20 protein-coding genes are annotated in these 24,872 nt (G+C 72.8%); 16 read left to right on the top strand and 4 right to left on the bottom strand.

All coding sequences use genetic code 11. From position 1 onward, the window contains the following. Window positions 1–181 precede the first annotated feature (181 nt). Window positions 182–2,119, top strand: a complete 1,938-nt coding sequence (locus tag ACFVIU_RS00260) for an acyl-CoA dehydrogenase family protein (RefSeq protein ID WP_385839631.1) — start codon at window positions 182–184, stop codon at window positions 2,117–2,119. Window positions 2,120–2,143: 24 nt separating this feature from the next. On the opposite strand, the gene ACFVIU_RS00255 is transcribed toward ACFVIU_RS00260, so the two are convergent. Continuing rightward, on the bottom strand, window positions 2,144–2,611 hold the full coding sequence (locus ACFVIU_RS00255; protein WP_385839630.1) for a hypothetical protein: 468 nt from the start codon (window positions 2,609–2,611) through the stop codon (window positions 2,144–2,146). Window positions 2,612–2,835: 224 nt separating this feature from the next. On the opposite strand from ACFVIU_RS00255, the gene dxr reads away from it, so the two are divergent. The 6 genes from dxr to ACFVIU_RS00225 all read left to right on the top strand — a co-directional run bounded on the left by dxr (window position 2,836) and on the right by ACFVIU_RS00225 (window position 10,186). After that, entirely contained in the window at window positions 2,836–4,107 is a 1,272-nt protein-coding gene (gene dxr, locus ACFVIU_RS00250; protein WP_385839629.1) for a 1-deoxy-D-xylulose-5-phosphate reductoisomerase, read from the top strand. Then, a complete protein-coding gene (locus tag ACFVIU_RS00245; protein ID WP_385839627.1) occupies window positions 4,104–5,405 on the top strand; it encodes a M50 family metallopeptidase in 1,302 nt (433 codons plus the stop codon). The genes dxr and ACFVIU_RS00245 overlap by 4 nt, the downstream gene beginning before the upstream one ends. Before the next feature lie 194 nt (window positions 5,406–5,599). Further along, complete coding sequence (gene ispG / locus ACFVIU_RS00240) at window positions 5,600–6,757, top strand: flavodoxin-dependent (E)-4-hydroxy-3-methylbut-2-enyl-diphosphate synthase (RefSeq protein ID WP_385839626.1); 1,158 nt, start codon at window positions 5,600–5,602, stop codon at window positions 6,755–6,757. A gap of 197 nt (window positions 6,758–6,954) precedes the next feature. After that, window positions 6,955–7,803, top strand: a complete 849-nt coding sequence (locus ACFVIU_RS00235; RefSeq protein ID WP_385839625.1) for a GNAT family N-acetyltransferase — start codon at window positions 6,955–6,957, stop codon at window positions 7,801–7,803. A 74-nt stretch (window positions 7,804–7,877) separates the two neighbouring features. Then, window positions 7,878–8,408 (top strand): GNAT family N-acetyltransferase, encoded by a 531-nt coding sequence (locus tag ACFVIU_RS00230; RefSeq protein ID WP_385839624.1) that lies wholly within the window; start codon window positions 7,878–7,880, stop codon window positions 8,406–8,408. A gap of 74 nt (window positions 8,409–8,482) precedes the next feature. After that, entirely contained in the window at window positions 8,483–10,186 is a 1,704-nt protein-coding gene (locus tag ACFVIU_RS00225; protein ID WP_385839623.1) for a proline--tRNA ligase, read from the top strand. 85 nt (window positions 10,187–10,271) lie between these two features. Here the strand turns inward: ACFVIU_RS00225 and ACFVIU_RS00220 are convergent, their stop codons facing one another. From ACFVIU_RS00220 to ACFVIU_RS00210, 3 genes are all read right to left on the bottom strand, one after another. Continuing rightward, on the bottom strand, window positions 10,272–11,171 hold the full coding sequence (locus ACFVIU_RS00220) for an aminoglycoside phosphotransferase family protein (RefSeq protein WP_385839622.1): 900 nt from the start codon (window positions 11,169–11,171) through the stop codon (window positions 10,272–10,274). Between the two features lie 52 nt (window positions 11,172–11,223). Then, entirely contained in the window at window positions 11,224–11,736 is a 513-nt protein-coding gene (locus tag ACFVIU_RS00215; RefSeq protein ID WP_385839620.1) for a ferritin-like domain-containing protein, read from the bottom strand. A 168-nt stretch (window positions 11,737–11,904) separates the two neighbouring features. After that, the gene (locus ACFVIU_RS00210) at window positions 11,905–12,414 is read right to left on the bottom strand and encodes a hypothetical protein (RefSeq protein ID WP_385839619.1); all 510 of its coding nucleotides are present in this window, start codon (window positions 12,412–12,414) and stop codon (window positions 11,905–11,907) included. A gap of 236 nt (window positions 12,415–12,650) precedes the next feature. On the opposite strand from ACFVIU_RS00210, the gene rimP reads away from it, so the two are divergent. The 9 genes from rimP to ACFVIU_RS00165 all read left to right on the top strand — a co-directional run bounded on the left by rimP (window position 12,651) and on the right by ACFVIU_RS00165 (window position 24,766). Further along, window positions 12,651–13,169 carry a ribosome maturation factor RimP gene (gene rimP / locus ACFVIU_RS00205; protein WP_385839618.1) on the top strand — a complete coding sequence of 173 codons (519 nt, stop codon included), beginning with the start codon at window positions 12,651–12,653 and terminating at the stop codon, window positions 13,167–13,169. A gap of 2 nt (window positions 13,170–13,171) precedes the next feature. Next, window positions 13,172–14,158: a transcription termination factor NusA gene (gene nusA / locus ACFVIU_RS00200; RefSeq protein ID WP_385839617.1), complete on the top strand. Its 987-nt coding sequence runs from the start codon at window positions 13,172–13,174 to the stop codon at window positions 14,156–14,158. 122 nt (window positions 14,159–14,280) lie between these two features. Then, the gene (locus ACFVIU_RS00195; protein ID WP_385839615.1) at window positions 14,281–14,577 is read left to right on the top strand and encodes a YlxR family protein; all 297 of its coding nucleotides are present in this window, start codon (window positions 14,281–14,283) and stop codon (window positions 14,575–14,577) included. A gap of 144 nt (window positions 14,578–14,721) precedes the next feature. Continuing rightward, window positions 14,722–17,802, top strand: coding sequence for a translation initiation factor IF-2 (gene infB, locus ACFVIU_RS00190; RefSeq protein WP_385839614.1), 3,081 nt, complete (start codon window positions 14,722–14,724; stop codon window positions 17,800–17,802). A 161-nt stretch (window positions 17,803–17,963) separates the two neighbouring features. Next, on the top strand, window positions 17,964–18,257 hold the full coding sequence (locus ACFVIU_RS00185; protein ID WP_385839613.1) for a DUF503 domain-containing protein: 294 nt from the start codon (window positions 17,964–17,966) through the stop codon (window positions 18,255–18,257). Window positions 18,258–18,313: 56 nt separating this feature from the next. Beyond that, on the top strand, window positions 18,314–18,766 hold the full coding sequence (gene rbfA / locus ACFVIU_RS00180; protein WP_385839612.1) for a 30S ribosome-binding factor RbfA: 453 nt from the start codon (window positions 18,314–18,316) through the stop codon (window positions 18,764–18,766). Continuing rightward, entirely contained in the window at window positions 18,763–19,668 is a 906-nt protein-coding gene (truB, locus tag ACFVIU_RS00175; RefSeq protein WP_385839611.1) for a tRNA pseudouridine(55) synthase TruB, read from the top strand. Before rbfA ends, truB begins: the two co-directional genes overlap by 4 nt. Before the next feature lie 287 nt (window positions 19,669–19,955). Further along, entirely contained in the window at window positions 19,956–23,636 is a 3,681-nt protein-coding gene (locus tag ACFVIU_RS00170; RefSeq protein WP_385839610.1) for a trypsin-like peptidase domain-containing protein, read from the top strand. Between the two features lie 182 nt (window positions 23,637–23,818). Further along, window positions 23,819–24,766 (top strand): bifunctional riboflavin kinase/FAD synthetase, encoded by a 948-nt coding sequence (locus tag ACFVIU_RS00165; RefSeq protein WP_385839608.1) that lies wholly within the window; start codon window positions 23,819–23,821, stop codon window positions 24,764–24,766. Window positions 24,767–24,872 lie beyond the last annotated feature (106 nt).

Below are 24,872 nucleotides of genomic sequence, written 5' to 3'. Positions count from 1 at the left end.
ACCGTCCCCCCGGAAGGACCCCCGGCGCAACACCCCGGACCACGCCCGGCGGAGACGAAGCATGGGCCGATCGGACGCGCGAGGGGTGGTGGGGTCGCCCCGTTTCGGGTACCAACGATCCAGTAGCACCGGTCGGTACGAACGACCCGAAAACATCCCTCTTCGCGGCGAGGTGAGCCTCATGTCCGCCCCCACCACTCCTCGTACCAACGTCACCGAGCGGGAGGCCCGCCAGGTGGCGGAGGCCGCCCGGGAACAGCACTGGCGCAAGCCCAGCTTCGCCAAGGAACTCTTCCTCGGGCGATTCCGGCTCGACCTCATCCACCCCCACCCCCTGCCCGGCGACGAGGCCGTACAGCGCGGCGAGGAGTTCCTCGCCAAGCTCCGCGCCTTCTGCGAGTCCACCGTCGACGGCGCCCGCATCGAGCGCGAGGCCCGCATCCCCGACGAGGTCGTCGCCGGGCTCAAGGAACTCGGCGCCCTCGGCATGAAGATCGACCCCAAGTACGGCGGCCTCGGCCTCACCCAGCTGTACTACAACAAGGCCCTCGCGCTGGCCGGCTCTGCGAGCCCCGCCGTCGGCGCGCTGCTCTCCGCCCATCAGTCGATCGGCGTACCGCAGCCGCTGAAGATGTTCGGCACCCAGGAGCAGAAGGACGCCTTCCTGCCCCGCTGCGCCCGCACCGACATCTCCGCCTTCCTGCTCACCGAGCCCGACGTCGGCTCCGACCCGGCCCGGCTCGCCACCACCGCCGTGCCCGACGGCGACGCCTACGTCCTCGACGGGGTGAAGCTGTGGACCACCAACGGCGTGGTCGCCGACCTGCTCGTCGTCATGGCCCGCGTGCCCGTGTCCGAGGGCCACCCGGGCGGCATCACCGCCTTCGTGGTGGAGGCGGACTCCGAGGGCATCACCGTGGAGAACCGCAACGCCTTCATGGGGCTGCGCGGCATCGAGAACGGCGTGACCCGCTTCCACCGGGTCCGGGTGCCGGCCGCCAACCGCATCGGCCCCGAGGGCGCCGGCCTGAAGATCGCGCTGACCACCCTCAACACCGGCCGGCTGTCGCTGCCCGCGATGTGCGCGGGCGCCGGCAAGTGGTGTCTGAAGATCGCCCGCGAATGGTCCGCGGAGCGTGAGCAGTGGGGCAAGCCGGTCGCCCTGCACGAGGCCGTCGGCGCCAAGATCAGCTTCATCGCGGCCACCACCTTCGCCCTGGAGGCCGTCCTCGACCTGTCCTCCCAGATGGCCGACGAGGACCGCAACGACATCCGCATCGAGGCCGCTCTCGCCAAGCTCTACGGCTCCGAGATGGCCTGGAAGATGGCCGACGAACTGGTCCAGATCCGCGGCGGACGCGGCTACGAGACGGCCGAGTCGCTCAGGGCACGCGGCGAACGCGCGGTCCCCGCCGAGCAGATGCTGCGCGACCTGCGCATCAACCGCATCTTCGAGGGCTCCACGGAGATCATGCACCTGCTGATCGCCCGCGAGGCCGTGGACGCCCACCTCTCGGTCGCCGGTGACCTCATCGACCCCGACAAGACCCTCGCCGACAAGGCGCGGGCGGGCGCGAACGCGGGCGTCTTCTACGCCAAGTGGCTGCCGAAGCTGGTCGCCGGACCCGGACAACTCCCCACGTCCTACGGCGAGTTCAAGCACGGTATCGATCTGTCCGGGCATCTGCGCTATGTCGAGCGCGCCGCCCGCAAGCTGGCCCGCTCCACCTTCTACGCCATGTCCCGCTGGCAGGGCCGGATGGAGACCAAGCAGGGCTTCCTCGGCCGGATCGTGGACATCGGCGCGGAACTCTTCGCCATGAGCGCGGCCTGTGTCCGCGCCGAGCGGCTGCGCACCCGCGGCGAACACGGCCGCGAGGCCTACCAGCTGGCCGACGCCTTCTGCCACCAGGCCCGCATCCGGGTGGACGAGCTGTTCGGCCGGCTGTGGACGAACACGGACGGCCTCGACCACAAGGTGGTCAAGGCCGTCCTCGCCGGGTCCTACACCTGGCTGGAAGAGGGGATCATCGACCCGTCCGGCGACGGCCCGTGGATCGCCGACGCGACCCCCGGACCCGCGACCCGGGCGAGCGAACGCCGACCCTTCGGCGACTGACCCCCGCCGGGCGCCTGGGGCGGGTCAGTTGCCCCAGGTGCCCTGGTTCACGGCGCAGTTCCAGCCCGTGCCGTGGAGCGTGAACTTCACCTGGTAGGTACGGGTGTTGAGCAGATGCGTCGGAATCCTCATGCCGAGGCTCTTCTTCGCCTTCAGCGTGCCCGTGTACACGGACACCGACTGGGTCGAGTTGTGGGTGATCCGGCCACCCGTGGCCCTCGCCGTGCCGAAGCGGAGGTACTTCACGTTGGTGACGCTGAACGTGACCTTCTTGAAGGACGTGGTCGTGCTCTTGTTCTTGATGCCGAAGTACAGGCCGCCGTTGGTCACCCAGTGGTGCGAGTTGATGTAGAAGCGGCTCGGGTAGACCAGGTCCACCGGGCAGCCGGCGCCGGCCGACGTGCGGGTGGCGGCGGACGCCGTACCGGCGATCCCCAGCTGAGCGGTGGTCAGGACGGCTGCTCCGGCCAGGACGGCCGCGGTGGTGCGCATACGGTTCATCGTGGTGGTACTCCCCCTTTGAGGCCCGACGTGACGGGCTGCACCGGAAGGATGCCACTGCCGGCCGCCGTCCGCGCGCGATTTCCGTGCCTTTCCGACGGGACCGGTACAAGGTAGTGACACAACGGGTGGCCTGTGTCACATGATCGTCACGGAGCCGCCCTTCCGAGGGACACCCTGTCCGGGCGCCGGGCCGGTGCGGCCACAATGGAGGGATGACCGACAGTCCCGCCCATCCGGCACCCCTCGCCGATCCGCACCTCGTCTACGACCCCGTGGCCGGCGACGGCCCCAAGGACGTGGTGATCCTCGGCTCCACCGGATCCATCGGCACCCAGGCCATCGACCTCGTGCTGCGCAACCCCGACCGCTTCCGGGTCACCGCCCTCTCCGCGAACGGCGGCCGCACCGCCCTCCTCGCCGAGCAGGCGCACCGGCTGCGGGTGCGCACCGTCGCGGTCGCCCGCGAGGACGCCGTACCCGCGCTGCGCGAGGCGCTCGCCGCGCACTACGGCCCCGGCGAGCCGCTGCCCGAGATCCTCGCCGGACCCGACGCGGCCACCCAGGTCGCCGCCTCCCCCTGCCACACCGTGCTCAACGGCATCACCGGCTCCATCGGCCTCGCGCCGACGCTGGCCGCGCTGGAGGCGGGCCGCACCCTCGCGCTCGCCAACAAGGAGTCGCTGATCGTCGGCGGACCGCTGGTCAAGGCGCTCGCCAAGCCGGGCCAGATCATCCCGGTCGACTCCGAGCACGCCGCCCTCTTCCAGGCGCTGGCGGCGGGCACCCGGGCCGACGTCCGCAAGCTGGTGGTGACGGCGTCCGGCGGCCCCTTCCGCGGCCGGACCAAGGCCGAGCTGGCCCGGGTCACCGTCGAGGACGCCCTCGCCCACCCCACCTGGGCGATGGGCCCGGTGATCACGATCAACTCCGCGACCCTCGTCAACAAGGGCCTGGAGGTCATCGAGGCGCACCTCCTCTACGACATTCCCTTCGACCGCATTGAGGTCGTCGTGCACCCCCAGTCGTATGTTCACTCGATGGTCGAGTTCACCGACGGATCCACGATCGCCCAGGCGACGCCCCCCGACATGCGCGGGCCGATCGCCATCGGTCTGGGCTGGCCCGAACGCGTGCCGGACGCGGCGCCCGCCTTCGACTGGAGCAAGGCCTCCACCTGGGAGTTCTTCCCGCTGGACAACGAGGCGTTCCCCTCGGTGAACCTCGCCCGGCACGTGGGGCAGCTCGCGGGCACGGCCCCGGCGGTGTTCAATGCGGCCAACGAGGAGTGCGTCGACGCCTTCCGCGGCGGCGCGCTGCCCTTCAACGGGATCATGGAGACCGTCACCCGGGTGGTGGAGGAGCACGGCACCCCCGGCACGGGAACCTCACTCACGGTGTCGGACGTCCTCGAAGCGGAGACCTGGGCCCGCGCCCGGGCCCGCGAACTCACAGCCACGACGGCGACCGCGGAGGCGCGTGCATGACGACCTTGATGTTCATCCTCGGCATAGTGGTCTTCGCGGTCGGCCTGCTCGTCTCCATCGCATGGCACGAGCTGGGACACCTCTCCACGGCCAAGCTCTTCGGCATCCGCGTCCCGCAGTACATGGTCGGCTTCGGCCCGACCATCTGGTCGCGGAAGAAGGGCGAGACCGAGTACGGCATCAAGGCGGTCCCGCTCGGCGGCTACATCCGCATGATCGGCATGTTCCCGCCCGACGACCAGGGCCGGGTCTCCGCCCGCTCCACGTCGCCCTGGCGCGGCATGATCGAGGACGCCCGCTCGGCCGCCTTCGAGGAGCTGAAGCCCGGCGACGAGACGCGCATGTTCTACACGCGCAAGCCGTGGAAGCGCGTCATCGTCATGTTCGCCGGCCCCTTCATGAACCTGATCCTCGCGATCGCCCTGTTCCTCACCGTGCTGATGGGCTTCGGCGTCCAGGAGCAGACCACCACCGTCCGCTCGGTCTCGCCCTGCTCCATCGCGCAGAACCAGAACCGCGACACCTGCAAGAAGTCCGACCCGGTCTCCCCGGCGGCCCAGGCCGGTCTGAAGGCGGGCGACAAGATCGTCTCCTTCGCCGGCACCCCCACCAAGGACTGGAACACCCTCTCGGACCTCATCCGGGACAGCGCGGGACAGAACGTCACGATCGTCGTCGACCGCCATGGCCGGCAGCTCACCCTGCACACCACGATCAAGACGAACCTGGTCGCCAAGAAGGACGCGAACGGCCAGTACACCAAGGGCTACGTCAAGGCCGGCTTCCTCGGCTTCAGCGCCGCCACCGGTGTCGTCCACAAGGACTTCGGCGAGTCCCTGACCTGGATGGGCGACCGGGTCGGCGACGCCGTCGACTCCCTCGCCGCACTGCCCGGCAAAATCCCCGCCCTGTGGAACGCCGCCTTCGGCGACGGCCCGCGCGAACCGGACTCCCCGATGGGCATCGTCGGCGCGGCCCGGGTCACCGGCGAGATCGCCACCCTCGACATCCCCGCCTCCCAGCAGGTGGCGATGTTCGTGATGCTCCTCGCCGGCTTCAACCTCTCCCTCTTCCTGTTCAACATGCTCCCGCTGCTCCCGCTCGACGGCGGGCACATCGCGGGCGCCCTGTGGGAGGCGCTGCGCCGGAACCTGGCCCGGGTGCTGCGCCGCCCGGACCCCGGCCCGTTCGACGTGGCCAAGCTGATGCCCCTGGCCTACGTGATCGCCGGGATCTTCGTCTGCTTCACCCTGCTGGTGCTGATCGCGGACGTCGTCAACCCGGTGAAAATCTCCTAGCCACGGGCCGTTCACGGACGGCCCGGAAACCCCTGTGTTCCGGGCCGTCTTCCATCGAGTGGGTTTACCGGTCTGATGTGCCGGGGCACGGGGCGGTGCCGTAATCTCGGAGCCTCGGGTGCCGTAATCTCGGAGCCTGGAGCCCACTGTTCACAGGGCCGGACCTTGATCCACGACTTGGGGTTGCACAGCAGATGACTGCGATTTCTCTCGGCATGCCGTCCGTTCCGACCAAGGTTGCCGAGCGCCGGAAGAGCCGGCAGATCCAGGTCGGCAGCGTGGCGGTCGGCGGAGACGCGCCGGTCTCGGTGCAGTCGATGACCACGACCCGTACGTCGGACATCGGCGCCACCCTCCAGCAGATCGCCGAGCTGACCGCGTCCGGCTGCCAGATCGTCCGCGTGGCCTGCCCCACGCAGGACGACGCGGACGCCCTGGCGACCATCGCCCGCAAGTCGCAGATCCCCGTCATCGCGGACATCCACTTCCAGCCGAAGTACGTCTTCGCCGCGATCGAGGCCGGCTGCGCCGCGGTCCGCGTCAACCCGGGCAACATCAAGCAGTTCGACGACAAGGTCAAGGAGATCGCCCAGGCCGCCAAGGACCACGGCACGCCGATCCGCATCGGCGTCAACGCGGGCTCCCTGGACCGGCGGCTGCTCCAGAAGTACGGCAAGGCGACCCCCGAGGCGCTCGTCGAGTCGGCCCTGTGGGAGGCCTCCCTCTTCGAGGAGCACGACTTCCGCGACATCAAGATCTCGGTCAAGCACAACGACCCGGTCGTCATGATCGAGGCCTACCGCCAGCTCGCCGCGCAGTGCGACTACCCGCTCCACCTCGGCGTCACCGAGGCCGGCCCCGCCTTCCAGGGCACCATCAAGTCGGCGGTCGCCTTCGGCGCGCTGCTCAGCCAGGGCATCGGCGACACCATCCGGGTGTCCCTCTCCGCCCCGCCGGCCGAGGAGGTCAAGGTCGGCATCCAGATCCTGGAGTCCCTGAACCTCAAGCAGCGCGGCCTGGAGATCGTCTCCTGCCCGTCCTGCGGCCGCGCCCAGGTCGACGTCTACAAGCTGGCCGAAGAGGTCACCGCCGGCCTGACCGGCATGGAGGTCCCGCTCCGCGTCGCGGTCATGGGCTGCGTCGTCAACGGCCCCGGCGAGGCCCGCGAGGCCGACCTCGGCGTCGCCTCCGGAAACGGCAAGGGCCAGATCTTCGTCAAGGGCGAGGTCATCAAGACCGTCCCCGAGTCCAAGATCGTGGAAACCCTCATCGAGGAGGCCATGAAGCTGGCCGAGCAGATGGAGAAGGACGGCGTGAGCTCCGGCGAGCCCTCGGTGTCGGTGGCGGGCTGACGGTCCGAGGCCGCCGGCAAAGGCGCCTTCAGGGGCGCGGGCCGTATCCGATATGCGGCTCCGCCGCGTGGGCGCGACCGGCCACGGACAACCGGAACCCGCCCACGCGCAAAGTGCCCCGAGCCAGAAGGCGCACCGCTTCAGCAGCGCGGCTATAGTGCGGAGGATCAGCGGAACCCCACGGTGAGGCCCCGTACGTGTTGACCCAGACCACCTCCCGGGTGCTCGAACCGAGCGACCTTGACGCCGCGCTCGCGGTCCTCGACCGCGAGCCTGTGGCCAACGCCTTCGTGACCTCCCGGGTCCAGGTCGCGGGCCTCGACCCCTGGCGCCTCGGCGGCGAGATGTGGGGCTGGTACGAGGACGGCATGCTCACGTCCCTGTGCTACGCGGGCGCCAACCTCGTCCCGATCTGCGCCACCCCGCGCGCCGTCCGCGCCTTCGCGGACCGCGCCCGCCGGGCGGGCCGCCGCTGCTCCTCCATCGTCGGCCCCGCCGAATCCACCGCCGCGCTGTGGCGCCTGCTGGAGCCGCACTGGGGTCCGGCCCGCGAGGTCCGCGCCCACCAGCCGCTGATGATCACCGACCGGATGCCCGCCGACATCGCCCCGGACCCCTACGTCCGCCGCGTCCGCAAGGACGAGATGGAGACGATCATGCCGGCGTGCGTGGCGATGTTCACCGAGGAGGTCGGCGTATCGCCGCTCGCCGGGGACGGCGGCCTGCTGTACCAGGCCCGGGTCGCCGAACTCGTCGGCTCCGGCCGCTCCTTCGCCCGGGTCGACGGCGACGGCAAGGTCGTCTTCAAGGCGGAGATCGGCGCCGCCACCCACCGGGCCTGCCAGATCCAGGGCGTCTGGGTGGCCCCGGAGTACCGGGGCAGGGGCCTCGCCGCCCCCGGCATGGCGGCGGTCCTGCGCTACGCCCTCGCGGACGTGGCCCCCGTGGTCAGCCTGTACGTGAACGACTTCAACACGGCGGCGCGCAGGACGTACCGCAGGGTGGGCTTCCAGGAGGTCGGCGCCTTCATGAGCGTGCTCTTCTGAAGCGACGCCCGCTGCGGCCGGACGGGTGGCCGCCGACCGGACCGCGCCCGCCCGCTTCCCTGTACGCTCCCCGCATGGACCTCGTGATCGGCCCGCTGGACCTCTCCGCCCGTGTCGACGAGGCCTTGGCGGTCCAGGCCGTCGCCTTCGGCCTCGGCCCCGACGAAGTGGCCGTACGCCGGCAGATCGTCCAGCGCCATATGCAGTTCCCGGGCGCCCGCGCCCTCGGCGCGACCGTCGGCGGCCGTCTCGTCGGGTTCGTCTACGGCATGCCCAACTCCCGCACCCACTGGTGGTCCACGGTCGTGGAACCGTACCTGCGCGCGGGCGGCAACGAGTACTGGCTCGACGACTCCTTCGTCATCACCGAGCTGCACGTCCACCCCGACCACCAGAACCGGGGCATCGGCCGCAGCCTGATCACCACCATCACCGACAGCGCCACCGAGCCGCGCTCGATCCTCTCCGCGATCGACACCGACAGCCCCGCCCGCGGCCTCTACCACTCCCTCGGCTACGCCGACCTCGCCCGCCAGGTGCACTTCCCGAGCGCGCCACGGCCGTACGCAGTGATGGGCGCCCCCCTGCCGCTCCGCAGGTGTTAACCGATTTCCACCCCCGCAGTCGGCCCGGCTAACCTCCTTGCCATCACCGTTTTCTTGGCAGGAGTACGAGAACCATGGCGAACGCACCGGTCCAGCGCATGTCCCAGTTGATGGCGAAGACGCTGCGCGACGACCCGGCGGACGCCGAGGTCCTCAGCCACAAGCTCCTCGTCCGCGCCGGCTACGTCCGCCGCACCGCCGCCGGCATCTGGAGCTGGCTGCCCCTCGGCAAGAAGGTCCTCTCCAACGTGGAGCGGATCGTCCGCGAGGAGATGGACGCCATCGGCGCCCAGGAGGTCACCCTTCCCGCGCTGCTGCCCCGTGAGCCGTACGAGGCCACCGGCCGCTGGGACGAGTACGGCCAGGAGCTGTTCCGGCTCAAGGACCGCAAGGGCGGCGACTACCTGCTCGGTCCGACGCACGAGGAGATCTTCACCCTCCTGGTCAAGGACCAGTGCACGTCCTACAAGGACCTGCCGGTGATCCTCTACCAGATCCAGACCAAGTTCCGCGACGAGGCCCGCCCCCGCGCCGGCATCCTGCGCGGCCGTGAGTTCCTGATGAAGGACTCGTACTCCTTCGACCTCGAGGACGAGGGCCTCGCCCAGTCGTACGCCCTGCACCGCCAGGCGTACCAGCGGATCTTCGAGCGTCTCGGCCTGGACTACCGGATCTGCGCGGCCACCGCGGGCGCCATGGGCGGCTCGAAGTCGGAGGAGTTCCTGGCCCCGGCCGAGGCCGGCGAGGACACCTTCGCCGACTGCCCGAACTGCGACTTCGCCGCCAACACCGAGGCGATCACCTACGGGCTGAAGGAGGTCGACGGCTCGGCGGTGCCCGCGCTGGAGGAGATCCCCACCCCCGACACCCCGACCATCGAGACCCTGGCCGCCTCGCTCGGCGTCCCGGCCTCCGCCACGCTGAAGAACCTGCTGGTCAAGGTGGACGGCGAGATCGTCGCCGTGGGCGTGCCCGGGGACCGCGAGGTCGACCTGGACAAGGTCGAGGCGCACTTCGCCCCGGCCACCGTCGAGATGGTCACCGAGGCCGACTTCGCCGGCCGCCCCGACCTGGTCCGCGGCTATGTCGGCCCGCAGGGCCTGGGCGAGAAGGTGAAGTACCTCGCCGACCCGCGCGTCGCCCCCGGCACCGCCTGGATCACCGGCGCCAACAAGGAGCACACGCACGCCAGGAACGTCGTCGCCGGCCGTGACTTCCAGGTCGACGCGTACGTGGACGTGGTCGTGGTCCAGGAGGGCGACCCCTGCCCCAAGTGCGGCACCGGCCTGAAGCTGGACCGCGCCATCGAGATCGGCCACATCTTCCAGCTGGGCCGCAAGTACACCGACGCCCTCAAGCTCGACGTCCTCGGCCAGAACGGCAAGCCGGTCCGGGTCACCATGGGCTCCTACGGCATCGGCGTCTCCCGCGCGGTCGCGGCCATCGCCGAGCAGAGCGCCGACGAGCACGGCCTGGTCTGGCCCAAGGAGATCGCCCCGGCCGATGTGCACGTCGTCGCCGCGGGCAAGGCGCTCCAGACCGAGCTGGCCCTCGACGTCGCCGAGAAGCTCGCCGCCGCGGGCGTCCGGGTCCTGGTGGACGACCGGGCCGGCGTCTCCCCGGGCGTGAAGTTCACGGACGCCGAGCTGATCGGCGTACCGCAGATCCTGGTCGCCGGCCGCCGCTCCGGCGAGGGCGTCCTGGAGCTGAAGGACCGCAAGACCGGCGAGCGCGAGGAGCTGTCGGTCGAGGACGCGATCGCCCGCCTGACGGCCTGACCACCGTCCGGTCCCCGCGCCCCTTTCCGGGGGCGCGGGCCCGCATCGGGCATCGGGCGTCGGGCGTCGGGCGTCGGGGGAGACCCTAGAGCCAGCCCGCGAACTCCAGCAGCAGCTCCGCGTCCTGCGGCCGGCCCACGCGGAGCGCCCGCACTCCCGACTCCACCGCCCGGAACAGCGTCCAGCCGCGCAACCGCTCCTGGTCCACCTCCAGCGACTCGGCGAGCCGCTTGATCCGGCGGCGCGTCGTCGCGGCGCCGGACGGCGTCGCGATCAGGTCCTCCACCCGGTCCCGCACCAGCCGCGCCAGATCGAACGCGCACTCGCCGACCACCGGGTCCGGTCCCACCGCCAGCCACGGCATCCGCTCCCCGGCCAGCACCTTGCTCTGCCGGAACGTGCCGTGCAGCAACCGCCGCTCGGGCGGCGCGGCCAGCAGCTCCTCGCGCGCCGCGAGCGCCGCATCCACCAGCGGCGCCGCCTCGGGCGCGGACTCGGCGCCCGCCCGCATCGCCGCCGCCTGCCGCCCGGTGCGCTCCGCGACGGTCTCGAAGACCTCCCCGGACGGCGGCTCCACCCACAGCCGGCGCAGCGTGCCCGCCGCCTCCAGCAGGGCCTTCGCCTCCGGCAGCGAGCGCACCGACACATCCGGGTGCAGCCGCTCCAGCAGCAGCACCCCCTCCTCGGGCTCCGCCTCCAGCAGCTGTACGGCACCCAGCCCGCCCCAGTGCGCCAGCGCCGCCCGCTCACTGCCCGGACGGGCCCGCGGCGGGGCCAGCTTCAGTACGGCCGGGGTGCCGTCGGCCCGCCGCACCAGCACCACGAGGCTGCTGCGGCCGCCCGGCACCTGCACCCGCTCGACGGTCAACTCGCGCCGGGCGAGGGCCTCTTCGGCCGTCCCGGGCAGCCGGGACAGCCAGTCGTCGCCGGCCGGTGCCGTCTCCCCGAGCGCCCTCACCAGGCGCTGCGGCGGTTCGAAAGCCATGCGCGAGTCGTTCCCTTCCCGTCGGGGTCCCGTCATACCGTCCTACGCGCACTCACGGCGCGGAGGAAGCCGAGGCGGAGGGCGACGCCGTCGGGCCGGCCGCGCCGGTGTCCTCGCCGCCCCGCTCGGCGAGCCCAGGGAAGGCTACGCTCCGCCCGCTCCAGCGCACCGCCCGTACCGCGGCCTCCCGCAGCGCCGCGGCCGCGTCCGCGCGCCGCGCGCCGGTCGCCGCCCGCACCAGGTCCGAGTAGACCCCGGCCACCCGCTGCTCCAGCCGTGCGGCCAGCGTGACGGCGTCCGCCGGGTCCCGCACCGGGAACGGCAGCGCGTACGCGGCGCTCGCGGGCACCGGCTCGCCGCCCAGATCGCGCACCTGGCGGCCGAGCGCGTCCCGGCGGGCCCGGTGGGCGTCGTACGCGGCCCGGGCCTCGGCGCGCCGCCGCGGGCCGATCTGTCCGCCGACGACGCCGTACCCGTACACCGCCGCGTGCTCGGCCGCGAGGGCCGCCTGGAGCGCGGTCAGCTCTCCCGGGTCCGCCTTTCTCTTCTCCGGCCGCTGGCTCACTTGGCCTCCTTGCTGGGCAGACAGGTGTGCGCGGTGCCGGCGGCCACGTGGCCGTACGCCGGCGCGTACTCGGCCCGCTCGCTCACTTGGCCTCCTTGGTGGGCAGGCAGCTGTGCGCGGTGCCGGCGGCCGCCTGGCCGTACGCCGCCGTGTGCTCGGTCCGCTCGCTCACTTCGGCCCCTCCGTCAGCAGGTAGGCGTGCGCGGCGCCGGCGGCGGCCACGGAGGCCAGCAGCCGGGCCGTCTCGCCCGGCACGTCCAGGAGTTCCTTCGCCCGCCGGTCGGCGAGGTCCCGCTCGGCCGCGGCCAGCCCGGCGAGGGCGGCCCGCTCGGTGGCCGGTACCGGGGCGGGGGAGGGGGACGCGGATGCCGACGCGCTCGGCGTGGGCGTCGTACCGCTCGCGAACGCCGCCGCGTGGGCCGCGACCTCCGCCCGCAGCGGGCGCAGCCGCTCCGCGAGCCCCGGATGGGCCGTGAGGGCCGCGTCGTACTGCGCCAGCAGCGCCTGGCTGTCCCGTGCCGCACGCGCGCGTACCCGGTCGGCGGCCGCCGTGGCGGCATCGGTGCCGGAGTCCGGGTCGGCCGAGCAGCCGGCCAGCAGGGCGGCCCCGGCGGCCGAGGCGAGCAGGGTTCTTCTGCGCGGCCCCGAGGGGATGCGCGACGGCGGGGGGTACGGCACGGCTGACGTCCTCGGGGGCTCGTACGAACACACGGGCGGGAGACCGGCCCGCCGTGATCACGGTACCCGCGCATCCCGTGGCGTGATGTCACCGGCTCCGCGGCTCTGCTCGACCGAGCCGCTGTCCGCACCGCCCGCCGCGGGAGGCAGGACGCAACACTCCCCGCGACCGGATACCCTTTGAGCAGACACGCGACCCATCCCACAACAGCACACGCGGCCGAGGAGTCACCCGGATGAGCACCACCCAGAGCGAGAGGCTGCGAGAGCTGCTCGAACCGCTCGTCACCTCGCAAGGGCTGGATCTCGAAGAGATCGCCGTGGACTCCGTGGGACGCAAGCGAGTGCTGCGCGTGGTCGTCGACTCCGACAACGGAGCGGATCTGGACACGATCGCCGATGTGAGCCGTGCGCTCTCGGCGAAGCTCGACGAGACCAACGCGATGGGCGAGGGCGCGTACGACCTGGAGGTCGGAACCCCCGGCGCCGAGCGCCTCCTCACCGAGCACCGGCACTTCGTCCGCGCCACCGACCGGCTCGTGAAGTTCCAGCTGACCGAGGGCGGCGAGCTGCTCGCCCGGATCCTGACGGTGGACGAGGACGGCATCGACGTCGAGGTCCCCGGGGTCAAGGGCCGCAAGGCCACCAGCCGCAGGCTCGGCTTCCCGGAGATCGCGAAGGCGCGCGTGCAGGTCGAGTTCAACCGCAAGGACAAAGCGGACAAGAAGGACATGAAGGAAGAAGAGGAGGCGTAGCCGTGGACATCGACATGAGCGCCCTGCGGGGCTTGGTCCGGGAGAAGGAGATCTCCTTCGACCTGCTGGTCGAAGCGATCGAGTCGGCCCTCCTCATCGCCTACCACCGCACCGAGGGAAGCCGCCGACACGCGCGCGTGGAGCTCAACCGGGAGACCGGGCATGTGACCGTGTGGGCGAAGGAGGACCCCGAGGACCTGGAGGAGGGGCAGGAGCCGCGCGAGTTCGACGACACCCCGTCGGGCTTCGGACGGATCGCCGCCACCACCGCCAAGCAGGTGATCCTGCAACGACTGCGGGACGCGGAGGACGACGCCACGCTCGGCGAGTACGCCGGCCGCGAGGGCGACATCGTCACCGGTGTGGTCCAGCAGGGCCGCGACCCGAAGAACGTCCTGGTCGACATCGGCAAGCTGGAGGCCATCCTGCCGGTGCAGGAGCAGGTGCCCGGTGAGACGTACCCGCACGGCATGCGCCTGCGGTCCTACGTCGTCCGGGTGGCCAAGGGCGTCCGCGGCCCCTCCGTGACCCTCTCCCGCACCCACCCCAACCTGGTGAAGAAGCTCTTCGCCCTGGAGGTGCCGGAGATCGCCGACGGCTCCGTCGAGATCGCGGCGATCGCCCGTGAGGCCGGTCACCGCACCAAGATCGCCGTACGGTCCACCCGTTCGGGCCTGAACGCCAAGGGCGCCTGCATCGGCCCCATGGGCGGCCGTGTGCGCAATGTCATGGGCGAGCTGAACGGCGAGAAGATCGACATCGTCGACTGGTCGGACGACCCGGCCGAGATGGTCGCGAACGCCCTGTCACCCGCTCGGGTGAGCAAGGTGGAGGTTGTCGACATGGCCACCCGCTCCGCCCGGGTGACCGTGCCGGACTACCAGCTCAGCCTGGCGATCGGCAAGGAGGGGCAGAACGCCCGCCTCGCCGCCCGCCTCACCGGCTGGCGCATCGACATCCGGCCCGACACCGAGCAGGCCGGGGAATGACGGAAGCGGCCGGGGACCCCCACGGGGAATAAATCCCGGCCGCAGGCCGCTGAGATCACGACAACAGCCGTTCGATCTTTGCCCCATAGGGGTGAGGTCGGTACGGGGAGGTAGACTTAACCGTGTCTGGCCGGACGCACGCCGGAGCATGCCCTGAACGCACCTGTGTGGGGTGCCGGGAGCGGACGGCCAAGACTGATCTCCTGCGGATCGTGGTGATCGAGGACGCATGCGTCCCCGATCCTCGCGGTACGCTGCCCGGCCGGGGTGCGTACGTACACCCCGCCCTGGTCTGTTTCGACCAGGCGGTACGCCGCCGGGCGTTCCCGCGGGCACTGCGCGTCCCGGGACCGCTCGACACAAAGGCGTTGCGCCAGCACGTCGAGCAGACGACAGTTGCCAAGCAGGCAACGCCGTAAGACGTACCGCACGGAACACCGTGCGGTCTGGTACCTCGCGAGTCGAAAGCAGGTCGAGATTGCGATGAGCACTCGATGAGTACGCGATGAGTACGCCCATGAACTAGCGACGGTCCGGCTTCACCCGGACCTCAAAGGAGCGAAGTGGCTAAGGTCCGGGTTTACGAACTCGCCAAGGAGTTCGGAGTGGAGAGCAAGGTCGTCATGGCCAAGCTCCAGGAGCTCGGTGAATTCGTCCGTTCGGCGTCTTCGACCATCGAAGCGCCCGTTGTACGCAAGCTGACCGACGCCTTCCAGGGCGGTGGCAACGGCAAGTCCGCCGGCAAGCCCGCCCCGCGCAAGGCCGCCCCCAAGCCCGCCGCGCCCGCCCCGGCGCAGGCGGCACGTCCGGCTGCTCCGAAGCCGGGCGCCCCCAAGCCGGTGACGCCCGCGGCCCAGCAGCCCGCGGCCCCGTCGGCGCCCGCCGCGCCCGCGGCCCCCGCGGCGACCCCCGGTCCGCGTCCGGTGCCGGGCCCCAAGCCCGCGCCGCGCCCGGCCCCGGCCGCCCCGGAGTTCACCGCTCCGCCGGCCGCTCCGGCCGCGCAGACCCCGCAGGCCCCGGCCGCGCAGGGTCCGCGTCCCGGTGGCGGTGGCCGTCCCGGTGCTCCCAAGCCCGGTGGCTCCCGTCCGGCCGCTCCCGGCCAGGGCCAGGCGGCCCGTCCGGGCCAGGGCGGTCAGCGTCCCGGCCAGGCCCCGCGTCCGGGTGCCCGTCCGTCCGGTCCGCGCCCGGGCAACAACCCCTTCACCTCCGGCGGCAACGCCGGTATGGCCCGTCCGCAGGCCCCGCGCCCGCAGGGCGGTCCGCGTCCCGGCGGACCCGGTGCCCCCGGCGCCGGTCCCCGTCCGCAGGCGCCCGGCGCCCAGGGCGGCGGTCCGCGTCCGCAGGCTCCCGGCGGTCCCCGGCCGACCCCGGCCGGCATGCCCCGCCCGCAGGGCGGCGGCCCGCGTCCCGGCCCGGCCGGTCCGCGTCCGAACCCCGGCATGATGCCGCAGCGTCCCGCTGCCGGCCCGCGTCCGGGCGGCGGTGGCCCCGGCGGCCGCGGTCCCGGTGCCGGCGGTCGTCCCGGTGGCGGCGGCGGTCGTCCCGGCGGCGGCTTCGCCGGTCGTCCCGGTGGCGGTGGCGGCGGCTTCGCCGGTCGTCCCGGTGGTGCCGGCGGTGGCGGCGGCTTCGCCGGCCGTCCGGGTGGTCCGGGCGCCGGTGGCGGCGGTGGCCGTCCCGGCTTCGGTGGCCGTCCCGGCGGTCCCGGTGGCCGCGGTGGCACGCAGGGTGCCTTCGGCCGTCCCGGTGGTCCCGCGCGTCGTGGCCGCAAGTCGAAGCGGCAGAGGCGCCAGGAGTACGAGGCCATGCAGGCCCCGAGCGTCGGCGGCGTGATGCTGCCGCGCGGCAACGGCGAGACCATCCGTCTCTCCCGCGGCGCGTCGCTCACCGACTTCGCGGAGAAGATCAACGCCAACCCGGCGTCGCTCGTCGCGGTCATGATGAACCTCGGCGAGATGGTCACTGCCACGCAGTCCGTCTCCGACGAGACCCTTCACCTCCTCGCCGACGAGATGAACTACACGGTTCAGGTCGTCAGCCCGGAGGAGGAGGACCGCGAGCTGCTCGAGTCCTTCGACATCGAGTTCGGCGAGGACGAGGGCGACGAGGAGGACCTGGTCGTCCGTCCGCCGGTGGTGACCGTCATGGGTCACGTCGACCACGGTAAGACCCGACTGCTCGACGCGATCCGCAAGACGAACGTCATCGCGGGCGAGGCCGGCGGCATCACCCAGCACATCGGTGCCTACCAGGTCGCGACCGAGGTCAACGACGAAGAGCGCAAGATCACCTTCATCGACACCCCGGGTCACGAGGCGTTCACCGCCATGCGTGCCCGCGGTGCGAAGTCGACCGACATCGCGATCCTGGTCGTCGCGGCCAACGACGGCGTCATGCCGCAGACGGTCGAGGCGCTCAACCACGCCAAGGCGGCCGACGTGCCGATCGTGGTCGCGGTCAACAAGATCGACGTCGAGGGTGCCGACCCGACCAAGGTGCGCGGTCAGCTGACCGAGTACGGCCTGGTGGCCGAGGAGTACGGCGGCGACACCATGTTCGTCGACATCTCCGCCAAGCAGGGTCTGCACATCGACTCGCTGCTGGAGGCCGTGATCCTCACGGCCGACGCCTCGCTCGACCTGCGGGCCAACCCGAACCAGGACGCGCAGGGCATCTCGATCGAGTCCCGCCTCGACCGCGGCCGTGGTGCCGTGGCGACGGTCCTCGTCCAGCGAGGCACGCTGCGGGTCGGCGACACGATGGTCGTGGGCGACGCCTACGGCCGGGTCCGCGCCATGCTCGACGACAACGGCAACAACGTCGCCGAGGCCGGCCCGTCGACGCCGGTCCAGGTCCTGGGCCTGACCAACGTCCCGGGTGCGGGTGACAACTTCCTGGTGGTGGACGAGGACCGTACGGCCCGTCAGATCGCCGAGAAGCGTGCCGCCCGTGAGCGCAACGCGGCCTTCGCCAAGCGCACGCGCCGCGTGTCCCTGGAGGACCTGGACAAGGTGCTCAAGGCCGGCGAGGTCCAGCAGCTGAACCTGATCATCAAGGGTGACGCTTCTGGTTCCGTCGAGGCCCTGGAGTCCTCCCTGCTCCAGCTGGACGTCGGCGAAGAGGTCGACATCCGCGTCCTGCACCGCGGCGTCGGTGCGGTCACGGAGTCCGACATCGACCTGGCGATGGGCTCCGACGCCATCGTGATCGGCTTCAACGTCCGCGCGGCCGGCCGCGCGGCGCAGATGGCCGAGCGCGAGGGTGTGGACGTCCGGTACTACTCGGTCATCTACCAGGCGATCGAGGAGATCGAGGCGGCCCTCAAGGGCATGCTCAAGCCGGAGTACGAAGAGGTCGAGCTGGGTACGGCGGAGATCCGCGAGGTCTTCAAGTCGTCCAAGCTGGGCAACATCGCCGGTGTCCTCATCCGCTCGGGCGAGGTCAAGCGCAACACCAAGGCGCGCCTCATCCGCGACGGCAAGGTGGTCGCGGAGAACCTCAACATCGAGGGCCTGCGTCGCTTCAAGGACGACGTCACCGAGATCCGCGAAGGCTACGAGGGCGGTATCAACCTCGGCAACTTCAACGACATCAAGGTCGACGACGTCATCGCGACGTACGAGATGCGGGAGAAGCCGCGGGCGTAACGGCCCGAGGTGTGTGAAGCTGGCCGGCGGGATCACGGTCCCGCCGGCCAGCTCGGCGTTCCCGGGGGACGCCGATAAACCCGGTCGAGACACCGGCAGCCAGGCGGTACCGTGGCTCCGAGGCCATCGATCCCGTACCGGCGGGTGAACCGGTTACACACATGTACGTGGGGACTCTGTCCTTCGACATCCTCCTCGGCGACGTCCACTCGCTGAAGGAGAAGCGCTCCGTCGTCCGCCCGATCGTCGCCGACCTCCAGCGGAAGTACGCGGTGAGCGCGGCCGAGGTGGACCACATGAACCTCCATCGCCGGGCCGTCATCGGTCTCGCGATGGTCTCCGGCGACGCGGGGCATCTCAGCGACGTACTCGACCGGTGTGAACGGCTGGTCGCCGGCCGCCCCGAAGTGGAGCTGCTGTCCGTCCGACGGCGCTTCCACGGCGAGGACGACTGACCACCCGACGACCAGACCACGAAACGCACGAAGAAGAAAGAACGGGAGACGGACCAGTGGCCGACAACGCTCGGGCGAAAAGGCTGGCGGACCTCATCCGGGAGGTGGTGGCCCAGAAGCTGCAACGCGGGATCAAGGACCCGCGGCTCGGCTCGCACGTCACCATCACGGACACCCGGGTCACGGGTGACCTGCGGGAGGCGACCGTCTTCTACACGGTCTACGGCGACGACGAGGAGCGCGCGGCCGCGGCCGCCGGCCTGGAGAGCGCCAAGGGCATCCTCCGCTCGGAGGTCGGCAGGGCCGCCGGTGTGAAGTTCACGCCGACCCTGACCTTCGTCGCGGACGCCCTGCCGGACACCGCCCGGACCATCGAGGACCTCCTCGACAAGGCCCGGCAGTCCGACGCGAAGGTCCGCGAGGCCTCCGCGGGCGCCGCCTACGCGGCCGGTGCGGACCCGTACCGGAAGCCGGACGCCGACGACGAGACGGACGACACCGCCGAATGACCAGCAAGCCCACCCCGCCCGACGGCCTTGTCATCGTCGACAAGCCGTCGGGCTTCACTTCGCACGACGTGGTCGCCAAGATGCGCGGGATCGCCAGGACCCGCCGCGTCGGCCACGCCGGCACCCTCGACCCGATGGCGACCGGCGTCCTGGTCCTCGGTGTCGAACGCGCCACCAAGCTCCTCGGCCACCTCGCGCTGACCGAGAAGGAGTACCTGGGCACCATCCGCCTGGGCCAGAACACGGTCACCGACGACGCCGAGGGCGAGATCACCTCGTCCACCGACGCCACCAAGATCACCCGGGACGCCATCGACGCCGGCATCGCCAAGCTGACCGGCGAGATCATGCAGGTGCCGTCCAAGGTCAGCGCCATCAAGATCGACGGCGTACGGTCGTACAAGCGGGCCCGCGAGGGCGAGGACTTCGAGATCCCGGCCCGCCCGGTCACCGTCTCCTCCTTCGCGGTCTACGACGTTCGGGACGCCGTCGCCGACGACGGCACCCAGGTCCTGGACCTGGTCGTCTCCGTGGTCTGCTCCTCCGGCACCTACATCCGTGCCCTCGCCCGCGACCTCGGCGCCGACCTCGGCGTCGGCGGCCATCTCACCGCGCTGCGCCGCACCCGGGTCGGGCCGTACAAGCTGGACGCGGCGAGGACGCTGGACCAGCTCCAGCAGGAGCTGACCGTGATGCCGGTCGCCGAGGCCGCCGGGGCCGCCTTCCCGCGCTGGCAGGTGGACGCCAAGCGCGGCCGGCTGCTGCTGAACGGCGTCCGCCTGGAGATGCCCGACGAGTACGCGGGCGCCGGCCCGGTCGCCGTCTTCGACCCCCAGGGTCGCTTCCTGGCGCTCGTCGAGCAGCACAAGGGCAAGGCCAAGAGCCTGGCCGTCTTCGGCTGACCTGCGCCCGCCCCGCCCACGGACGGCGCCCCCCCGCGCGGGGAGCGCTGTCCGTGGAGCGGCGGCCGGCCACGGGGTCGGGCCCCTGCCGCCGCTCCACGGTCCCCCCTCGGTTCCCCCTCCCCTAGGGTTATCCAGCGGCCCGCGCCTATTCACCCGTCCGGGCAGGCGCTCGGAGTGAAGCGGGGGAGCGGAAGGGGGCGCGTTCATCGCGCGATCTGTCCCGCCGATCATCACCCGCCTACCGTCGGGAGCCAGGGCACGCGGCAGGGCGGGGAGGTACGGCCATGGCGGGAACGGGACACAAGGGCAACCACACCGACCGCCCGGTTACGAACCCCGGTGGTGGTGAGCCGGGTGAGGTGCCGACGCCGGCCCGGACTCCTCGCGCCGACGACAGTGCCCTCGTGCACATCCGTGACCTCGCCGGCCGGCCGCGCGGGGTCGGCTTTCTCGCCGACCACGACGGCACCCTCCTCACCAGCCACGAGGCCGTCGACGGCCTCGCCCGGCTGGTGCTGCACGGCGCGGGCGACCGCACCTGTGTGGTGGGACCCGACGCCGTCACCGCGCTGCCCGAGCGGAACCTCGCGCTGGTCCGCACCGAGGGCCTGGGCGTGGACCCGCTGCCGCTGACCCAGCACGAGCGCGTGGACGCCGGCACCTATGTACGGATCCCCGCGGGCTGCTGGCGCGAGGCCCGGGTGCTGGCCGCCACGGAGGTGACGTACACCTCCACCGACGGCTTCCACCTCGTCGAGGACGCCCTGGAGCTGGCCATCGGCACGGCGGGGCGGGACGCGCTCCGGCTGGGCGGCGGCGCGGCCGGCGGCCCGGTGCTCGACGCGTGCACCGGCGCGGTCCTCGGGGTCCTCGGCACCGCCCTGCACACCGCCCAGCGCGACGCGGGCTTCGCCGTGCCCCTGCGGCCCGCCGACGGCCCCCTCGCCGAGCTGCTCGCCCGCAACGCGGCCACCGTGCCCGCCTACGGCACCGACCTCAACCCCGCCGGGATCCTGGAACTGACCGTCACCTCCGTGGCCCAGGACGGACCGCCCGGCGCCCTCAGCGGGGCGGGCGAGGCCATCGAGCGGACCGCCGTCGTCCGGGAGCTGGCCGCCTTCGCCGAGGGCGAGCGGGCCGTCCTCGGGCTGGTCGGCGCCCCGGGCAGCGGCCGTACGACGGAACTCGCGGCCCTCGCCGCCCGCCGGACCCGGGGCGAACGGCCGGCACCCACGCTGTGGCTGCGCGGCGCCGACCTGCACGACACCGACGACTCGGTGGCCGACGCGGCGCGTCGCACCCTGGAGCGGGCCGCCCGGATCGTCGCCGCCGCCCGATCCGTGCACCCCGGCGACCTCGGCGACGTCACCCCGGAGCACCTGGCCCACCTCGCCGCCCGGGCCGGCCGCCCCCTGCTGCTTCTGCTCGACGGCCCCGAGGAGATGCCGCCCGTCCTCGCCCACCGCCTTCCCGAGTGGACCAGGGGCACGGCGGACTGGCTCCGGCGCACCGGGGCGCGACTGGTGGTGGCCTGCCGCGAGGAGTACTGGGAACGCGCCGCCACCTGCTTCCCCCCGGACCTTCTCCACACCCCGCAGGACCCCGCCCCCACCGCGCCCGAATCTCCGTGCCCCCCGGCACGTCCCCCGCACACCGCCCTCCCGTCCTGCCTGCGAGTCGGTGACTTCACCCCCGAGGAGGCCCGGCGGGCGCGCGCCCGGTACGGCATCCCCGACGGCGTTCTGGCATACCGGGACGCCCGGCACCCGCTCACCCTGCGGCTGCTCGCCGAGGTGCGGGCGGCGCTCCCGGACGCGCCGTACGCCGGGCCCGTCGACCGGCACGAGGTGTTCGCCGCCCACCTGGACCTGATGTGTCTGCGCATCGCGGTCCGCCTCGCCGCCGCGAGCGGCCTGCGCGGCACGGCCGTACGGCGGCTCGCGGCCCGGGTCGCCGGACAGGTGCACGAGGCCGCCCGGCGCAGCCTCGGTCCGGGCCAGGGCGAACTGGACCGGGAGTCCTTCGAGGCGGTGTTCCCGTGGGGACCCGCCCCGGCCCGGCTCGGCGGCGGCACCGGCTGGGCCTCCGCCGTCCTCACCGAGGGACTGCTCGTCCCGGCCGGCGGCGGCTACCGCTTCGCCGACGAGGAGCTGGCGGACTGGATCCAGGGCATGCACCTCGACCTGGACGAGGCCCTGTACGCCCTCGTCCACCGCCCCCGTACCGCCCGTGAGGCGCACCCGGTGCCCGTACCGCACCACCGCGTCGGCCCCGTCGTGCAGGCGCTGCTGCTTCTGGCCCGACAGCACGGCACCCGCCGACTCGGCTTCTGTCTCAGGGAGTTGATCGACTCCCTGGATCTCAGCCTGCCCGCAGCTCAGGACCTCTCCTGGGATCCGTCCGCTCCGCCCGCGCCGCCGCGTGATCGCGACAACGGCTCCTGGTGGGCCGCCCGGCTGCTCGCCCGGACCCTGCTCCAGGTGCCGGACGCGGCGCCGTACACCGAGGTGCTGCGCCTGCTCGCCGACCGGGTCGTCGCCTGGCGCGGTGAACGGCGGCCCGTGCCGGGGGAGTTCGGCCCCGCCTTCTGGACCGCCCTGCCCCTTCCGGCGGCCGCCCGCCTCGACCTGCTGCGCCGGCTCGTGCTCGCCGATCCGCCCCCGCCCCCGCCCCCGTCCGCGTCCCCGCCCCCGCCCGACCCCGGCGCCGAGCGCCGGTCCGGGGCCGACGAACGCCCTCCCGACGCGCGCTACCTCGACGCCGTCGCCCGGCTGCTCGCCGCCGCACCCGGCGCCGTACAACCGGAGCTGACCCGCTGGTTCGAGGACGAGCGGCTGCTGCCCGCGACCCCGCACGCCACCGTGGCCACCGCCGCCCAGGCGCTGCTGCACACCCACCGGCACGGCGCCCTGGACGAACTCGTCGACGCGCTGGTGGCGAGCGGGCACCGGCGCGCCGACGAACTGCTCACCGTGCTCGCCGAGGAGGAGCCCGGGGCCGTCTGCCGGGCCGTCGGCCGCTGGGCGCGCGACGAGCGTCCCGCCCGCCGGGCCGCGGCGGTGGCCCACGGGCCGCGCGTCGCCCCCCACGCCCGCTCGGCGGCCGATCGCGAGCTGCTGCGGCACGCCGCGCTCGCCCTGCTCGCCCGCCCCGACGACAGCGGCCTGCACGCCGGTGCCCTCGCCCTGCTCGTCCACGACCCGCACACCCGCGAGGCGCACCTGCCCGAGGCGCTGCGCCACTTCGCCGACGGCGATCCGCACCTCCCGCCGTCCGCCCTGTTCCCGGCCCTCAGCACCCACCCGGAGCCGGTCCTGGAGGCCTTCCGCGCCCGGCTGCGCGGCCCGGACGCGGAGGCGTCCCTGACCACCCTGGGCGCCCTCGTCGCCGAGGTCGCCACCCCGGCCGTCGCCCGGCGGGCCGCGTCCCTGGTCCAGGAGGCGGTGCGGCGGCGCCCGGAGACCGCGGGCCGGGTCGCCGCCCGCGTCGACCGCCGTCTGACCGAGGGCCCCACCGCCCGGCCGGTGCTGCTGCCCCTGGTCACCGGCCTTCTCGACGACGGCCCCGAACCGCTCCGCGCCGCCCTCGCCACCGTGCTCGCCGCGCCCGGCACCCCCGCCTCCCGCCCGCTGCGCCGCGAACTCCTGGAGGCCCTCCTCGCCCGCGAACGGGACCCCTCCGTCCTGGTCGCCGTCCTGCACGCGGCCGCCGAGCACCGCGGCGGCCCGGAGACGGAGGCGGAGGCCCGCGGCCTGGTCCACCGCACGGGCCTGCTCCTCGTCCGCACCCCCGAGGGCGCCACCCGCTTCGACCGGAGCCTGGTCGACCTCGGCCGCCATGTCCCCGGTTTCGCCGCCCTGGTGACCCGCTGGCTGACCGACACCCCCGACGACTGGGCCGCCGTCGTGGGCCCCAGCGCCCGCCGCATGCTGGAGAACCTGGCGGGCGTGCGCGTACCGGCGTGAGCGGGCGGCCGGTACGGGCCGGTGCGTACCGGTGTGCACGGAGCAGCGGTCCGGGGCCCGGGTGAACGTGCGCCCCGTCACAGCCCTGATGCCGATGCGAGTCCCGGGCACCCGGCATGGCACCCTTAGACCTGCGCAAGTCTTGAGAGTCAATACGGACACGGGTTCGAGGAGCGGTCACAGTGCAGCGCTGGCGTGGCTTGGAGGACATCCCCCAGGACTGGGGGCGCAGCGTCGTCACCATCGGTTCCTACGACGGCGTCCACCGCGGCCACCAGCTGATCATCAAGCATGCCGTCGACCGCGCGCGCGAGCTGGGCGTCCCCGCCGTGGTGGTCACCTTCGACCCGCACCCCAGCGAGGTCGTCCGCCCCGGCAGCCACCCGCCGCTGCTCGCCCCGCACCACCGGCGCGCCGAGCTGATGGGCGAACTGGGCGTCGACGCCGTCCTGATCCTCCCCTTCACCACCGAGTTCTCGAAGCTCTCGCCCGCCGATTTCGTGGTGAAGGTCCTGGTGGACAAGTTGCACGCCAGGGCGGTCGTGGAGGGCCCCAACTTCCGCTTCGGCCACAAGGCCGCCGGGAACGTCGAGTTCCTCGCCGAGCAGGGCAAGGTCTACGACTTCGAGGTCGAGGTCGTCGATCTGTACGTCTCCGGTGAGGCGGGCGGCGGCGAGCCGTTCTCCTCGACGCTGACCCGCCGTCTGGTCGCCGCGGGCGACATGCACGGCGCCCGCGAGATCCTGGGCCGCCCGCACCGCGTGGAGGGTGTCGTCGTGCGTGGCGCCCAGCGCGGCCGCGAACTGGGCTTCCCCACGGCCAACGTGGAGACGCTGCCGCACACCGCGATCCCCGCCGACGGCGTGTACGCCGGCTATCTGCACGCCCAGGGCGAGGTCATGCCGGCCGCGATCTCCGTCGGCACCAACCCGCAGTTCGACGGCACCGAGCGCACGGTGGAGGCGTACGCCATCGACCGCGTCGGCCTCGACCTGTACGGCCTGCACGTCGCCGTCGACTTCCTCGCCTACGTCCGTGGCCAGGCCAAGTTCGACTCGCTGGAGGCCCTGCTGGAGCAGATGGCCGCGGATGTGGAGCGCTGCCGGGAGATCGTGGCCGCGGAGGGCTGAGCCCCCGGACCTACACAGGCGGGGGGGGGGGGGCGCAAGCCCCCCCCCCCGCGCGCGGCGACCGCAGCGCCCCACTCCTCGGCGGGGGGGCCGGGGCGCCGCGCGG

Origin of the sequence: Streptomyces sp. NPDC127190, from assembly GCF_042672505.1 — a bacterium.
Lineage (GTDB): Bacteria > Actinomycetota > Actinomycetes > Streptomycetales > Streptomycetaceae > Streptomyces.
Note: the sequence above shows the minus strand (reverse complement) of the source record. Positions and strands in the feature narration are given on the sequence as shown.

Excerpts from the sequence above, each read along its gene's own strand:
- ACFVIU_RS00260 (WP_385839631.1), top strand. The coding sequence starts at position 182 with ATGTCCGCCCCCACCACTCCTCGTACCAACGTCACCGAGCGGGAGGCC.
- ACFVIU_RS00255 (WP_385839630.1), bottom strand. The coding sequence starts at position 2,611 with ATGCGCACCACCGCGGCCGTCCTGGCCGGAGCAGCCGTCCTGACCACC.
- dxr (WP_385839629.1), top strand. The coding sequence starts at position 2,836 with ATGACCGACAGTCCCGCCCATCCGGCACCCCTCGCCGATCCGCACCTC.
- ACFVIU_RS00245 (WP_385839627.1), top strand. The coding sequence starts at position 4,104 with ATGACGACCTTGATGTTCATCCTCGGCATAGTGGTCTTCGCGGTCGGC.
- ispG (WP_385839626.1), top strand. The coding sequence starts at position 5,600 with ATGACTGCGATTTCTCTCGGCATGCCGTCCGTTCCGACCAAGGTTGCC.
- ACFVIU_RS00230 (WP_385839624.1), top strand. The coding sequence starts at position 7,878 with ATGGACCTCGTGATCGGCCCGCTGGACCTCTCCGCCCGTGTCGACGAG.
- ACFVIU_RS00225 (WP_385839623.1), top strand. The coding sequence starts at position 8,483 with ATGGCGAACGCACCGGTCCAGCGCATGTCCCAGTTGATGGCGAAGACG.
- ACFVIU_RS00220 (WP_385839622.1), bottom strand. The coding sequence starts at position 11,171 with ATGGCTTTCGAACCGCCGCAGCGCCTGGTGAGGGCGCTCGGGGAGACG.
- rimP (WP_385839618.1), top strand. The coding sequence starts at position 12,651 with ATGAGCACCACCCAGAGCGAGAGGCTGCGAGAGCTGCTCGAACCGCTC.
- ACFVIU_RS00185 (WP_385839613.1), top strand. The coding sequence starts at position 17,964 with ATGTACGTGGGGACTCTGTCCTTCGACATCCTCCTCGGCGACGTCCAC.
- truB (WP_385839611.1), top strand. The coding sequence starts at position 18,763 with ATGACCAGCAAGCCCACCCCGCCCGACGGCCTTGTCATCGTCGACAAG.
- ACFVIU_RS00170 (WP_385839610.1), top strand. The coding sequence starts at position 19,956 with ATGGCGGGAACGGGACACAAGGGCAACCACACCGACCGCCCGGTTACG.